Genomic DNA, 14,588 nt, shown 5'->3' with positions numbered 1-14,588 from the left:
GGCGAGGACGGTCTCGTCGTGAGCCGCTCTCGGATGAGAAAAACGGGCGCAGGATCATCCTGCGCCCGTTTCGCACTCAGCGGACGGCTTCGAGGATCGCCGGCAGGCTCTGCTCGACGTCGGTGACCGTCAGGGTCAGGACGGGCCGCCCGTGGTCGGCGAGCACCTCGGCGTCGCCTGCGGCCTGCGCGGCGACGAGGGTGCCGAAGCCGAACGGGCTGTCGGGGATCTCGAGATCGGTCGTCGCCACCTGCGTGATCTGCAGGAAGACGCCGGTCTTCGGACCGCCCTTGTGGTACTGCCCGGTCGAGTGCAGGAACCGGGGCCCCCACCCGAAGGTGACCGGGCGGCCGGTGCGACGCGCGAGCACGTCGCGGAGGCCGATCAGCTCAGGATGCGCGACCCGGTCGACGTAGGCCTGGATCGACACGTACCCGTCGTCGCCGAGGCGAGCGAGGAGCGCGTCGACCGCGGAGTCGAGGGTGTCGCCCAGGGCGATGCCGCCCCGCTCCCGGACCTCGACGCCGTCGACGACCAAGGCCGCCGGAGACGTCTCGGGCCGACCCTCGAGGAGGGCACGCGTGGCGGCCTTGGCCGACTCGACGTCGGGCTGGTCGAAGGGGTTGATGCCGAGGAGCCGGCCCGCGACGGCGACCGCGTACTCCCAGACCAGGATCTGGCCGCCGAGCGATCCGGAGATCTCGACCTCGCCCGGGGCGACCTCGCGGGTCTCCTCCGTGCTGGCGACGAGCCGGACGACCTGCACGTCGGGCAGGCCGGCGGCGATCTCGGGGGAGTCGACGTCGAGCACGATCGGGAGGAGGCCGCGACCTTCCTTGCCCGTGGACTCGGCGATCAGCTGCTCGGCCCAGTCGGCGAAGCCCTGGATGTGCGTGCCGTCGGCCACGATCGCGATCTTGTCGCGGAGCGGCTCGGTGCCGGCGAGCACCGCGCCCAGCACGAGGCCGGGGTTGTCTTCGCGATCCTGCGCCAGCTCGACGGTCACCGCGTCCGCCTCGGCGAGGAGCTCGCCGATGTCGGCGCCGGCGAGACCGGAGGGCACCAGCCCGAACGCCGAGAGGGCCGAGTAGCGGCCGCCGATCGCAGGATCGGCGTTGAACACGACGTACCCCGCTTCACGCGCCGACTGATCGAGCGGGGAGCCCGGGTCGGTGACGACGACGATCCGGTCTTCGATGTCGGCGTAGCCGGCGTCGCGGAAGGCCTTCTCGAAGACCGCCCGCTGACTGGCCGTCTCGACCGTGGAGCCCGACTTCGACGACACGACGAGGACGGTCCGCTCGAGGTGGTCGGCGAGAGCCGCGCGCACCTGGCCCGGCTCGGTGGCGTCGAGCACGGTGAGCTCGACGCCGTAGGTGCGCGTGATGACCTCGGGAGCGAGGGACGAACCGCCCATGCCCGCGAGGACGAACCGGTCGAGCCCCTTCGCGAGGAGCTTCTCGCGGAGGTCGGCGATCTCGCGGACCAGCGGGGCGGAGACCGCGACGGCCTCCGTCCAGCCGAGCCGCTTCGACGCCTCGTCCTCGGCGTCAGGACCCCACAGGCTGGGGTCCTGAGCCGTGATGCCGGACGCGACCAGGTCGGCGACCAGCTGGGGGACGACGGACGCGACTGCCTCGGCAGCCGCGCCCGACGCGGTGATGGCAATCGTCACTTAGCGGCTTCCAGCGCGGCGGTGACGGTGTCGAGCAGCTCGTTCCAGGAGACGATGAACTTCTCGACGCCCTCCGACTCGAGGACCCCGACGACGTCGTCGTAGGAGACGCCCTGAGCGGCGATGGCGTTCATGACCTCGTTGGCCTGGTCGTACGAGCCGGTGATGGTGTCGCCCGCGATGACGCCGTGGTCGAAGGTGGCCTCGAGGGTCTTCTCCGGCATGGTGTTGACGACATCGGCCGCGACGAGCTCGACGACGTAGGTGGTGTCGAGGACGTTCGGGTCTTTGACACCCGTCGAGGCCCAGAGCGGACGCTGCTTGTTGGCGCCCTCCGCGAGGAGGCCGGCCGCACGCTCGGTCGCGAAGGACTGCTGGTAGACCTCGTAGGCGAGCTGGGCGTTCGCGACGCCCGCCTTGCCCTTGAGCGCCTTGGCCTCGTCGGTCCCGACGGCCTCGAGGCGCTTGTCGATCTCGGTGTCGACGCGCGACACGAAGAACGAGGCGACCGAGTGGATCTTCGACAGGTCGCGGCCGGCCTGCTTGGCCTGCTCGAGACCGGTCAGGTAGGCGTTGATGACGGCGCGGTAGCGGTCGAGCGAGAAGATCAGCGTCACGTTGACGCTGATGCCCTCGGCGATGACGGCCGTGATCGCCTCAAGACCCTCAAGGGTCGCGGGGATTTTGATCAGGACGTTCTCTTTGTCGACCTTCTTGTAGAGCGCCTTGGCCTGCTCGATGGTGCCCTGGGCGTCGTGCGCGAGGCCCGGCTCGACCTCGATCGACACGCGGCCGTCGAAGCCGTTCGTCGAGTCGTAGATCGGCTTGAACACGTTGCACGCGTCGGCGACGTCGTCGGTGGTGATCTCGAAGACGGCGTCGGTCACGCCGGTGCCGGCCTTCGCGAGCTCGGCGACCTGCTCGTCGTAGGCCTCGCCCTTGGCGAGAGCCGACGCGAAGATCGTCGGGTTGGTGGTCACGCCGACGACGTCGCGCTCGGCGATGAGCTTCTGGAGCCCCTCGGCCTTGATGCGCTCGCGCGACAGGTCGTCGAGCCAGATGCTCACGCCGGCTGCGGACAGCTGAGCGGTGGGGGTGGTCTGCTGGGTGTCAGTCATTCTCTTCTTCTCTCGTGAGTTCTTCGGCGGGTTCCGCTGGGCGCTCAGAGCGCGGCCAGGGAGTCCTTCGCAGCCGCGACAGCGGCGTCCGTGGTCATGCCGAACTTCTCGAACAGGGTCTTGTAGTCGGCCGAGGCACCGAAGTGCTCGATCGAGACGCTGCGGCCGGCGTCGCCGACGATGCCCTGCCAGCCCAGGGCGATCCCGGCCTCGATGGACACGCGGGCCTTGACGGCCTTGGGCAGGACCGACTCCTTGTACTCGTCGCTCTGCTCGTCGAACCACTCGAGGCTCGGAGCCGACACGACGCGGGCGTTGATGCCCTCGCCGCGGAGGACCTCGCGGGCCTCGACGGCGATCTGGACCTCGGAGCCCGTCGCGATGAAGATCACGTCGGGGGTGCCGCCGGGAGCCTCGGCCAGGACGTAGGCGCCCTTGGCGACGTTCTTCGCCGAGGCGAAGGTCTCGCCGGTGGCGTCGCCGTCGCCGCGCTCGAAGACGGGGAGGTTCTGGCGGCTGAGCGCGATTCCGGCGGGGCCGGAGAAGCGCTGCAGGATCGTCAGCCAGGCGTAGGCCGTCTCGTTGGCGTCGGCCGGGCGGACCACCGAGAAGTCGGGGATCGCGCGGAGGGCCGTGAGCTGCTCGATGGGCTGGTGCGTCGGGCCGTCCTCGCCGAGGGCGACGGAGTCGTGGGTCCAGACGTACGTCGCGGGCGCCTTCATGAGGGCGGCGAGACGGACGGCGGGGCGCATGTAGTCGCTGAAGATGAGGAACGTGCCGCCGAAGGGGCGGGTGTTGCCGTGGAGGACGATGCCGTTCAGGATCGCGCCCATGGCGTGCTCGCGGATGCCGAAGTGCAGCACGCGGCCGTAGGGGTCGCCGCTCCACTCGTGGGTCGACCACTCGGTCGGCACGAAGGACTTGCCGCTCGCGATGGTCGTGAGGTTCGACTCGGCCAGGTCGGCGGAGCCGCCCCAGAACTCGGGCAGGACCTCGGCGATGGCGTTGATGACCTTGCCGCTGGCGGCACGGGTCGACACGTCTTTGCCGGGCTCGAAGACCGGGAGGGCGTCTTCGAGGCCCTCGGGCAGCTCGCCCGCGAGCATGCGGTCGAGGAGAGCCTTCTTCTCGGGGTTGGCCTCGGCCCAGACCGCGAGCTGCTCGTTCCACTCGGCGTGCTGAGCCTGACCGCGCTCAACAGCCTTGCGGGTGTGCTCGAGGACGGCGGGGTCGACGTCGAACGACTTCTCGGGGTCGAACTCGAGGAAGCGCTTGAGGCCGGCGATCTCGTCCTTGCCGAGAGCCGAGCCGTGCGACTTGCCGGAGCCCTGCTTGGTGGGGGAGGGCCAGGCGATGATGGTCTTGAGGATGATCAGCGACGGCTTGTCGGTGACGCCCTTGGCGCGCTCGATGGCGTCGTGGAGCTCGGCGACGTCTTCGACGTACTGGCCGGTCTTCTTCCAGTCGACGACCTGGACGTCCCAGTCGTAGGCGAGGAAGCGCTTGTGCACGTCTTCGGTGAAGGCGATGTTGGTGTCGTCCTCGATCGAGATCTGGTTGGAGTCGTAGATCGCGATCAGGTTGCCGAGCTGCTGGTGGCCGGCGAGCGAGGCGGCCTCGCTGGTGACGCCCTCCTGCATGTCGCCGTCGCCGGCGATGACGTACACGAAGTGGTCGAACGGGCTGGTGCCGGGTGCCGCGTCGGGGTCGAGCAGGCCGCGCTCGAAGCGCGACGCGTACGCGAAGCCGACGGAGGAGGCCAGACCCTGGCCCAGCGGGCCGGTGGTGATCTCGATGCCGTCGGTGTGGCCGTACTCGGGGTGACCGGGGGTCTTGGAGCCCCAGGTGCGGAGAGCTTCGAGGTCTTCGAGCTCGAGGCCGTAGCCGCCCAGGTAGAACTGGATGTACTGCGTGAGCGAGGAGTGACCGACGGAGAGGATGAACCGGTCGCGGCCGATCCAGGTGCTGTCGCTCGGGTCGCGTCGCATGACCTTCTGGAAGAGGAGGTAGGCCGCGGGTGCCAGGCTCATCGCCGTGCCGGGGTGGCCGTTACCCACCTTCTCGACCGCGTCAGCCGCGAGGACGCGGACCGTGTCTACTGCCTTTTTGTCAATGGATTCCCATTGCAGATCTGCCACTTGAAGATGACCCTTCTTGATGCGAGATTGCGCGGGTTTCGCTCCCGCACTGACATGGCGCCTGCCGAGGCTCCGTCGACTCGGCCGCACGGACCTCGGCCCGCTGCAGCCTGCTGCCGGGCGTGTCTCTCGGGCGATTCCGACTCGAAACGGTGGGAACGGCGCCCTGGGCCCAGTAACTGGCAAGCACCTGCCAGTATAGGGAGGTCGGGGGTCCAGCGCCCGCCGGAAGGCCCCTCGACGCCGTCAGCGCGGACATTCATCGTTTAGACTTGCCAGGGCCACGAAACAGCTCGGTGAGCCGTCCGTCTCCCACCCGGCAAGGCCGCTCGGGAGCCCCGTACTTCAGAGGACGCATGACAGCAGCAGTAGACACTCGCAACGACTCCGAGGGCCGCGCCCGGATCGGATTCTCGCGCAAGGTCCGCGCCTACGTCTCGCTCACGAAGCCCCGCGTGATGGAGCTCCTGCTCGTCACGACGGTGCCGACCATGTTCCTCGCGCAGGGCGGTGTCCCCGACCTGTGGCGCGTCCTCGGCACCCTCATCGGCGGCGCGCTCAGCGCGGGCAGCGCCTCCGCGTTCAACTGCTACATCGACCGCGACATCGACCGCGTCATGAAGCGGACCAAAGACCGTGCCCTCGTCACGGGCGACGTGACCGACCGCGAGGCCCTGGTCTTCTCGTACGTGCTGGGCGTTGCGTCCATCGCGTGGCTGGCGATCCTGATCAACCCGCTCTCCGCTGCCCTCTCGCTCTTCGCGATCCTGTTCTACGTGTTCGTGTACACGCTGTGGCTCAAGCGCCGCACGCCGCAGAACATCGTGTGGGGCGGCATCGCCGGCTGCATGCCGGTGCTCATCGGCTGGTCGGCGGTCACGGACTCGCTGGGCGCCGCACCCGTGATCCTGTTCATGATCATCTTCCTCTGGACGCCGCCGCACTACTGGCCGCTGTCGATGCGCTACCGCGACGACTACGCGTCGGTCGGGGTGCCGATGCTGGCCGTCGTCCGCGGCCGCGCGCACGTCGGACTGCAGGTCATCCTGTACGCCTGGGCCACCGTGGTGTGCTCGCTCCTGCTGGTGCCGGTCGCCCACATGGGCGTCCTCTACACGGTCGTAGCGCTGGCGAGCGGCATCTGGTTCATCTACCAGTCGCACAGCCTCTACAGCCGGGCCATCACGCACGTCGTCGACGTCAAGCCGATGAAGGTCTTCTTCTCGTCGATCACGTACCTGACGCTGGTCTTCCTCGCCGTGGGCATCGACCCGCTGCTGCCTCGCGTCCTCGGCTTCTAGTCGACTCGGCTTCTAGTCGACTCTGCTTCTAGCCGACTCTGCTTCTAACGGGCCCGAGCGTCTAGCGCTCCGCAGCGACTGCAGCGACCTCGACCGGCTTCGTCAGGTCGGTGTCGCTCTCGAGGGTGTGCGCGACTGCCGTCATCGCCGCGACCAGCAGGCCGGCGAGCACCAGGTGCGAGCCGACGAGGAGCGGCGGCAGCCCGGTGTTCGCCTGGACCAGCCCGACCGTGATCTGAGCGACCTCGACGGCGAGGAGCAGGATCGGGAACAGGCGCGGCAGCCCGAGCCGTGCCGCCCCGGCCACCAGCACGAGCGTCAGCGCGAAGACGGCGAACGCCGGCACGGCGTGCAGGACCTCGATCACCTTCGGGTCGAACCCGTTGCGGTGAGTGTCTGCATCGCCGGCGTGCGGCCCCGCTCCGGTGGTCAGGATGCCGAGGACGACCGTGATCCCGACGAAGACCGCTGCGACGCGGGTCGTCAGGGCGTACCACGGGGGAGTCGCCGCACTCGTGCCGCGGGGCCCGTGATAGACGCGGTAGACCAGCGTCGCCGTGATCCGGACCAGCACCATCGACACGATGAAGTGCGAGCCGACGACGTAGGGGTTGAGCTTGGCGAGCACGCTGATGCCGCCGAGCACCGCCTGGAACGGGATGCTGAGCGCCTGGATGAGGGTCAGCCAGAAGAGGTCGCGGCGCACCTTCCGCATGCGGAAGACCGCGAAGAACGCCAGGATCACGATGATCACCAGCACGAAGGTCAGCAGCCGGTTGCCGAACTCGATGATGCCGTGGAGGCCCATCTCGGGCGTGGTCACGAGCGAGCCGGCCGTGCACTCCGGCCAGGTGGGGCAGCCGAGGCCGGAGCCGGTCAGGCGGACGAGGCCCCCCGTCCCGACGAGGACCAGCTGGCAGACCAGCGACGCCCAGGCGATGATCCTGACCCGCCTGTCGACCCGCGAGGGGAGCAGGGACCACACCCTCGCCAGTGGCCCGGCGGACGATGCCTGTGCATTGGTCACGTATTGCTGCCCTTCCTTACATTTGCGGTCTCGACCTGTAGAATTGCCGGGTTCAGGAACACACCCGTTTCGGTGCGTCGACGCAGACCCACAGATCCCATCAGATCTCACGCGGCATGAGCTCTCAGCAGCTCGAGTTTAGAGACATCGATCTGGGTGGTCGCTGCTGAACCTGCTCCGCTCGCAGACGCGAGGGGAGTGCCGCCCACAGGCGATCCAGGTCGCTGGCAAGGGAATGCCGCAACGAGCGTATCGGTTCGAGTCGGTAGAGAAAGAGGTAGCTATGTCAGACGTGTTGATCGACCGCCCGGAGCTCGAAGGCCTCGGCCAGTACGAGTTCGGGTGGGCCGACTCCGACGTCGCGGGAGCCTCCGCGCGCCGTGGTGTCAATCCCGAGGTGGTCACCGACATCTCGAATCTCAAGAGCGAGCCCGAGTGGATGCTCAAGAACCGCCTCAAGGGGCTGTCGCTCTTCGAGCGCAAGCCGATGCCGACGTGGGGTGCCGATCTCTCGGGCATCGACTTCGACAACATCAAGTACTTCGTCCGCTCGACCGAGAAGCAGGCGACGAGCTGGGAAGAGCTCCCCGACGACATCAAGGCGACCTACGAGAAGCTCGGCATCCCCGAGGCCGAGCGCAACCGCCTCGTCGCGGGCGTCGCCGCGCAGTACGAGTCCGAGGTCGTCTACCACCAGATCCGTGAAGACCTCGAGGCCCAGGGCGTCATCTTCATGGACACCGACACGGCCCTCCGCGAGCACCCCGACCTCTTCAAGGAGTACTTCGGCACGGTCATCCCGGCCGGCGACAACAAGTTCGCGGCGCTCAACACCGCCGTCTGGTCGGGCGGCTCCTTCGTCTACGTCCCGAAGGGCGTCCACGTCGAGATCCCCCTGCAGGCCTACTTCCGGATCAACACCGAGAACATGGGCCAGTTCGAGCGCACGCTGATCATCGCCGACGAAGACAGCTACGTGCACTACATCGAGGGCTGCACCGCTCCGATCTACAAGTCCGACTCGCTGCACTCCGCAGTCGTCGAGATCATCGTGAAGAAGAACGCCCGCGTGCGCTACACGACGATCCAGAACTGGTCGAACAACGTCTACAACCTCGTCACCAAGCGCGCCATCGCGCACGAGGGCGCCACCATGGAGTGGATCGACGGCAACATCGGTTCCAAGGTGACGATGAAGTACCCGTCCATCTACCTCGCGGGCGAGCACGCCAAGGGCGAGACGCTGTCGGTCGCCTTCGCAGGCCCCGGCCAGCACCAGGACGCCGGCGCGAAGATGATCCACATGGCGCCGTACACGACGTCGTCCATCGTCTCGAAGTCCATCGCCCGTGGCGGCGGCCGCGCCGGCTACCGCGGCGAGGTCCGGGTCGACGAGGGCGCGCACCACTCGGCGAACACCGTCCGGTGCGACGCCCTGCTGGTCGACACGATCTCCCGGTCCGACACGTACCCGGCGATCGACATCAGGATCGACGACGTCCAGCTCGGCCACGAGGCCACGGTCTCGCGCGTCAGCGAGGAGCAGCTCTTCTACCTGATGTCGCGCGGCATGGCGGAGGACGAGGCCATGGCCATGATCGTCCGAGGCTTCATCGAGCCCATCGCCCGCGAGCTCCCGATGGAGTACGCACTCGAATTGAACAAGCTCATCGAGATGAGCATGGAAGGATCCGTCGGCTAGATGTCCGCAACTCCCGCAACGACCCAGCCGACCTCGACGGATCCGGCCACGGCCGCTCCTCTCGTCGAGCCCATCGTGAGACCCGGCTCGAAGGGCCACACCGACGGGGCGTGGGCCGACCGCCCCGTCCCGGTGCAGACGCGCTCCGGGCGCTTCGCGTCCACCGATCCTGCGGCGTTCCCCGCGGTCACCGGCCGCGAGGTCGACTGGAAGCTCAGCCCCGTCGAGCGTCTCCGGCCGCTCATCGACGGTGCCCTCGACGGCTCGCCGTACGCCTACCTCGCGCGCGACACGCCCGGCGCCTCGGTCGAGTGGGTCGCCCCCGACCACGCGCTCGTCGGCACGGCCGGCACGCCCGAAGACAAGGCGTCGGCGAACGCGTGGGCGAGCGTCGACAACGTCCTGCTGGTGACGCTGTCCGGCGACGACGCCTCCTCGATCACGCTCGGCCGCTCCGGCTTCGACGCGTCCCCCCGCGCGGCCCACACGGTCGTCCACGCGACGCCGAACTCCCGCGGGATGGTGATCCTGCAGAACAGCGGCAGCGCCAACCTCGTCGAGAACGTCGAGATCGTCGTCGACGAAGGCGCGCAGCTCACCGTCGTGAGCGTCCAGGAGTGGGACGACGACGCGATCCACCTCGCCACCCACTTCGCGAAGATCGGCCGCGACGCGCAGCTGAAGCACTTCGTCGTCTCGCTCGGCGGAAGCGTCGTGCGGATCAACCCGTCGGCCCACCTCGCCGGCCAGGGCGCCGACGCCGACCTCAACGGCGTGTACTTCGCCGATGCGGGCCAGCACCTCGAGCAGCAGGTCTACGTCAACCACGATGCTCCCGCGACCAAGAGCCGCGTCAACTACAAGGGCGCTCTCCAGGGCGAGGGTGCTCGCACGGTCTGGATCGGCGACGTCCTGATCGGGCGCACCGCCCCCGGCACCGACAGCTACGAGCAGAACCGCAACCTGGTCCTCTCCGAGGGCACGCGCGCCGACTCGATCCCGAACCTCGAGATCGAGACCGGCGACATCCAGGGTGCAGGGCACGCCAGCGCCACGGGCCGCTTCGACGACGAGCACCTCTTCTACCTCGAGTCGCGCGGCATCCCCGAAGAGGAGGCGCGCAGGATCGTGGTCCTCGGCTTCCTGTCAGAGATCGTTCAGCGCATCGGGGAGCCCGGCCTCCAGGAGCGCCTGCAGGCGTCCCTCGAGAAGGAGCTGGCCGAGGGCGCGCGCGCCCGTGCCGAGGCGGACTCCGCCGCCGGCTCTGCCGCGTCCCGACGCTCGCCGTACGTCGACTCGCAGCCCGGCGCCTCCGTGGCCACCGGCACCGAGCACGTCACGACCGAGCCGGATGTCGCCCAGGGCGTCACCGCGATCGGCACTCACCCCGGAGGGAACGCACGATGAGCACGAAGGTCTGTGCCGAGAGCGACGTCAGCGTCTCGGAGGCTCTCCGAGTCGTCGTCGACGGCGTCCCGGTCGCCGTAGTGCGCGACTCCGCCGGAACCCTGCACGCGCTCGGTGACACCTGCACCCACGGCGACATCTCGCTGTCGGAGGGCTTCGTGGAAGACGACACCCTCGAGTGCTGGGCGCACGGCTCGAAGTTCGAGCTGACGACGGGCAAGCCGCTCACGCTGCCGGCCTACGAGCCCGTCCCGGTCTTCGAAGTCACCGTCGTCGACGGCGACGTCTACGTCGACACCTCCTCGCGCGTCAGCGCCTCCTGATCTCCGCCACACGAAGGAACACCATGTCTACCCTCGAAATCCGCGACCTCCAGGTCTCGATCGACACCGAGCAGGGCAACAAGCCCATCCTCAAGGGCGTCGACCTGACCATCAACAAGGGCGAGATCCACGCCGTCATGGGCCCCAACGGCTCCGGCAAGTCGACCCTCGCCTATACGATCGCCGGTCACCCGCGCTACAAGGTCGACGGCGGCTCCATCCTGCTCGACGGCCAGGAGGTGCTCGACATGACCGTCGACGAGCGCGCCAAGGCCGGGCTCTTCCTCGCCATGCAGTACCCCGTCGAGATCCCGGGCGTCACCGTCGCGAACTTCCTCCGCACGGCGAAGACGGCGCTCGACGGCCAGGCCCCCGCCCTCCGCACGTGGGTGAAGGACCTCCGCACGCACATGGCCGACCTCAAGATGGACTCCTCGTTCGCCGAGCGCAACGTCAACGAGGGCTTCTCCGGCGGCGAGAAGAAGCGCCACGAGATCATGCAGCTGGAGCTCCTCAAGCCGAAGTTCGCGATCCTCGACGAGACCGACTCCGGTCTCGACGTCGACGCTCTCAAGATCGTCTCGGAGGGCGTGAACCGCGCTCACCAGTCGACCGACCTGGGCATCCTTATGATCACGCACTACACGCGGATCCTGCGCTACATCAAGCCCGACTTCGTCCACGTGTTCGTCGACGGTCACGTCGCCGAGCAGGGCGGCCCCGAGCTGGCCGACCAGCTCGAGAACGAGGGCTACGACCGCTACGTCAGCGCTGCGGCTGCCGCCGCCGGCGCCGAGGCCTGATCATGGCAGCAGTCGCGCTCGCGCCCGAGAAGTTCGACCAGGTCGAGGAGGCGCTGAAAGAGGTCATGGACCCTGAGCTCGGCGTCAACGTCGTCGACCTCGGTCTCATCTACGACCTCGCAATGGACGACGAGGTCGAGAACGCCCTCATCATCAGCATGACGCTGACCAGCGCCGGCTGCCCCCTGACCGACGTCATCGAGTCGGAGACGGCCAACGCCCTCGACGGCGTGGTCGACGCGTTCCGGATCAACTGGGTCTGGATGCCGCCGTGGGGTCCCGACCGGATCACCGACGACGGCCGCGACATGATGCGCGCGATCGGGTTCTCGATCTAGTAGGGTCGCGCCGCCCAGGTGGGCGGGTGAATGCAGCAGTGGGCGGGTCTCCGGAGACCCGCCCACTGCCGCGTTCACCCGCCTTCTCGTTTCTTTCGTACAAATGGACGGAGATCGGTGCTCGCAGCCCGTCGTGCGTACAAATGGACGGAGTTCCGCGGATCCTGCGTCATTTCATGCCGATCGGAGGGGCGTCGCGCGAGACTCTCCGTCCATATGTACGCACAGGCAGGATCGGGAACGGATCTCCGTCCATATGTACGCGCGGGCAGGATCGGGAACGGATCTCCGTCCATATGTACGCAGGGAGCGGGCGGAGCGGCGCAGCAGACACACGAAGGCCCCCGGCAGGACGCCGGGGGCCTTCGGAGCAGAACAGGGGAGCGCGCTCAGCGGCCCCGACGCGCACCGAGCGCGCCGACGGCCTTCCAGAGCAGCGGCAGCGAGCCGGCGGCGACGACCCACTTCACGAGGCCGCCCACGATGAACGGCGTGAAGCCCGCGGCCATCACCGAGGCGAAGTCGTGGGGGAGCCCCAGCTGCGCGAGCGACGCGGCGAGGTAGGGGAGGCCGATCGCGAACGGGATGAGGCTGGCCAGGAAGAATGCACCGAGCGACAGGATCGGGCGGCGGTCCCAGCGGCGCTCCGACAGCCAGCCGATGACGGCGGCCGCGGGGATGAAGCCGAGGATGAAGCCGAAGCTCGGCAGGGCCAGGCTGTGCACGCCGCCGGCGAGACCGGCGAAGAGCGGCAGCCCGACGAGGCCCAGGATCATGTAGAGGGTGAGCGAGAGCGCACCGCGGCGGGCACCGAGCGTGGCTCCGACGAGCATGACGGCGAGCGTCTGACCGGTGATCGGGACCGGCCACAGCGGCACCTGCACCTGCGCCATGAGACCCGTGAACGCGACACCGCCCAGCACGAGGGCGGCGTCGGTGGCGAGGCTCTTCGAGACGAAGCGGTCGGCGAGGACGGGCCTGAGGACAGGTACGGCGGTGTTCGTCAATGCAATCTCCTAGAATGGGTGGGTTGACCGGCCTGATACGAGTGATCACGAGCCGCGAAACGGTCCACGCTTCGATCCCTTTCATCCTAGGGGCGGCCCACCGGCGGGCGGCGTTGTGGACACCTCCTCAGATGATTGGACTTTCGCTGTGCTCTCCGTGCACGACCTCGAAATTCGCGTAGGCGCGCGCCTCCTCATGGAGGGCGTCACGTTCCGCGTCGACAAGGGAGACAAGATCGGCCTGGTCGGCCGCAACGGCGCCGGCAAGACGACGATGACCAAGACCCTCGCCGGCGAGACCCTCCCGACGGGCGGCACGATCGAGTCCAACGGCGAGATCGGCTACCTGCCGCAGGATCCCCGCTCCGGCAACCCGGAAGACCTGGCCCGCACGCGCATCCTGGACGCCCGCGGTCTGGGGCAGATCCTGCTCGGGATCCAGCAGGCGACGCAGGAGATGGGCAGCGACGATCCTGCGATCGCCGAGAAGGCCATGAAGCGCTACGGCGACCTCGACGACCGCTTCAACGCGCTCGGTGGCTACGCAGCCGAGGCGGAGGCCGCGAGCATCGCCTCCAACCTCAGCCTGCCCGACCGCATCCTCGACCAGCCGCTGTCGACCCTCTCGGGTGGTCAGCGCCGTCGCATCGAGCTGGCGCGCATCCTGTTCTCGGCCGCCGACACGATGATCCTCGACGAGCCCACCAACCACCTCGACGCCGACTCGGTCGTCTGGCTCCGCGAGTACCTCAAGACGTACCAGGGCGGCGTCATCGTGATCAGCCACGACATCGAGCTGGTCGACGAGGTCGTCAACCGCGTCTTCTACCTCGATGCGAACCGCCAGCAGATCGACATCTACAACATGGGCTGGAAGCACTATCAGCGTCAGCGCGCCTCCGACGAGGAGCGCCGCAAGAAGGAGCGCGCCACCGCCGAGAAGCAGGCCGGTGCGCTGCAGAAGCAGGCCGCCCGCTTCGGCGCGAAGGCATCGAAGGCCGCCGCCGCCCACCAGATGGTCGCGCGGGCCGAGAAGCTCCTGGCGGGCCTCGACGAGGTGCGCGCCGTCGACCGCGTCGCGAAGCTGCGGTTCCCGACGCCGGCCGCCTGCGGCCGCACGCCGCTGATGGCGTCGAACCTGTCGAAGAGCTACGGCTCTCTCGAGATCTTCACGGCGGTCGACCTCGCGATCGACCGCGGGTCGAAGGTCGTCATCCTGGGCCTCAACGGTGCCGGCAAGACGACGCTCCTGCGGATCCTCGCGGGCGTCGACGCGCCCGACACCGGGCAGCTCGAGCCGGGGCACGGACTCCGGATCGGCTACTACGCCCAGGAGCACGAGACGATCGACGTCAAGCGGAGCGTCCTCGAGAACATGGTGTCGTCGTCGCCCAACATCACCGAGATGGAGGCGCGGCGGGTCCTCGGCTCGTTCCTCTTCACGGGAGACGACTCGGCGAAGCCCGCGGGCGTGCTCTCCGGCGGCGAGAAGACGCGGCTCGCTCTGGCGATGATCGTCGTGTCGGGTGCCAACGTGCTGCTCCTCGACGAGCCCACCAACAACCTCGACCCCGCGTCGCGCCTCGAGATCCTCGACGCGCTCAACAACTACGAGGGCGCCGTCGTGCTCGTCAGTCACGACGAGGGCGCCGTCGAGGCGCTGAACCCCGAGCGCGTGCTCATCATGCCCGAGGGCACCGAAGACCACTGGACCAAGGACTACTCGGATTTGATCACGCTGGCGTAGCG

The 14,588-nt window shown here is 68.4% G+C and carries 12 protein-coding genes; 7 read left to right on the top strand and 5 right to left on the bottom strand.

Annotated features, from left to right (window positions below):
* Positions 1-76: 76 nt before the first annotated feature.
* The 3 genes from ABD733_RS01595 to tkt are packed head-to-tail and all read right to left on the bottom strand — an operon-like array spanning position 77 to position 4,931.
* Positions 77-1,675, bottom strand: a complete 1,599-nt coding sequence (locus ABD733_RS01595; protein WP_344793297.1) for a glucose-6-phosphate isomerase — start codon at positions 1,673-1,675, stop codon at positions 77-79.
* A complete protein-coding gene (gene tal / locus ABD733_RS01590) occupies positions 1,672-2,793 on the bottom strand; it encodes a transaldolase (RefSeq protein ID WP_344793296.1) in 1,122 nt (373 codons plus the stop codon). Before tal ends, ABD733_RS01595 begins: the two co-directional genes overlap by 4 nt.
* A 44-nt stretch (positions 2,794-2,837) precedes the next feature.
* Complete coding sequence (tkt, locus tag ABD733_RS01585; protein WP_344793295.1) at positions 2,838-4,931, bottom strand: transketolase; 2,094 nt, start codon at positions 4,929-4,931, stop codon at positions 2,838-2,840.
* A gap of 356 nt (positions 4,932-5,287) precedes the next feature.
* Here tkt and ABD733_RS01580 point away from each other — a divergent pair, with 356 nt between their 5' ends.
* Positions 5,288-6,232 carry a heme o synthase gene (locus tag ABD733_RS01580; RefSeq protein ID WP_344793294.1) on the top strand — a complete coding sequence of 315 codons (945 nt, stop codon included), beginning with the start codon at positions 5,288-5,290 and terminating at the stop codon, positions 6,230-6,232.
* 61 nt (positions 6,233-6,293) lie between these two features.
* Here the strand turns inward: ABD733_RS01580 and ABD733_RS01575 are convergent, their stop codons facing one another.
* Entirely contained in the window at positions 6,294-7,217 is a 924-nt protein-coding gene (locus ABD733_RS01575; RefSeq protein WP_344793293.1) for a COX15/CtaA family protein, read from the bottom strand.
* 325 nt (positions 7,218-7,542) lie between these two features.
* Here ABD733_RS01575 and sufB point away from each other — a divergent pair, with 325 nt between their 5' ends.
* Genes sufB through ABD733_RS01550 form a run of 5 tightly spaced genes read left to right on the top strand, consistent with a single transcriptional unit; the run spans position 7,543 to position 11,832 of the window.
* Positions 7,543-8,961 (top strand): Fe-S cluster assembly protein SufB, encoded by a 1,419-nt coding sequence (gene sufB / locus ABD733_RS01570; protein ID WP_344793292.1) that lies wholly within the window; start codon positions 7,543-7,545, stop codon positions 8,959-8,961.
* The gene (gene sufD / locus ABD733_RS01565) at positions 8,962-10,368 is read left to right on the top strand and encodes a Fe-S cluster assembly protein SufD (RefSeq protein WP_344793291.1); all 1,407 of its coding nucleotides are present in this window, start codon (positions 8,962-8,964) and stop codon (positions 10,366-10,368) included.
* Complete coding sequence (locus ABD733_RS01560) at positions 10,365-10,691, top strand: non-heme iron oxygenase ferredoxin subunit (RefSeq protein WP_344793290.1); 327 nt, start codon at positions 10,365-10,367, stop codon at positions 10,689-10,691. Before sufD ends, ABD733_RS01560 begins: the two co-directional genes overlap by 4 nt.
* A 23-nt stretch (positions 10,692-10,714) precedes the next feature.
* The gene (gene sufC / locus ABD733_RS01555; RefSeq protein WP_344793289.1) at positions 10,715-11,494 is read left to right on the top strand and encodes a Fe-S cluster assembly ATPase SufC; all 780 of its coding nucleotides are present in this window, start codon (positions 10,715-10,717) and stop codon (positions 11,492-11,494) included.
* A gap of 2 nt (positions 11,495-11,496) precedes the next feature.
* Positions 11,497-11,832 carry a metal-sulfur cluster assembly factor gene (locus ABD733_RS01550; protein ID WP_344793288.1) on the top strand — a complete coding sequence of 112 codons (336 nt, stop codon included), beginning with the start codon at positions 11,497-11,499 and terminating at the stop codon, positions 11,830-11,832.
* A gap of 389 nt (positions 11,833-12,221) precedes the next feature.
* Here ABD733_RS01550 and ABD733_RS01545 read toward each other — a convergent pair whose 3' ends face one another.
* Positions 12,222-12,839, bottom strand: coding sequence for a biotin transporter BioY (locus ABD733_RS01545; protein WP_344793287.1), 618 nt, complete (start codon positions 12,837-12,839; stop codon positions 12,222-12,224).
* A 148-nt stretch (positions 12,840-12,987) separates the two neighbouring features.
* On the opposite strand from ABD733_RS01545, the gene ABD733_RS01540 reads away from it, so the two are divergent.
* The gene (locus ABD733_RS01540) at positions 12,988-14,586 is read left to right on the top strand and encodes an ABC-F family ATP-binding cassette domain-containing protein (protein WP_344793286.1); all 1,599 of its coding nucleotides are present in this window, start codon (positions 12,988-12,990) and stop codon (positions 14,584-14,586) included.
* Positions 14,587-14,588: the final 2 nt, after the last annotated feature.

Origin of the sequence: Frondihabitans peucedani, from assembly GCF_039537585.1 — a bacterium.
Taxonomy (GTDB): domain Bacteria; phylum Actinomycetota; class Actinomycetes; order Actinomycetales; family Microbacteriaceae; genus Frondihabitans; species Frondihabitans peucedani.
This window is presented reverse-complemented; position numbering and strand designations above follow the sequence as displayed.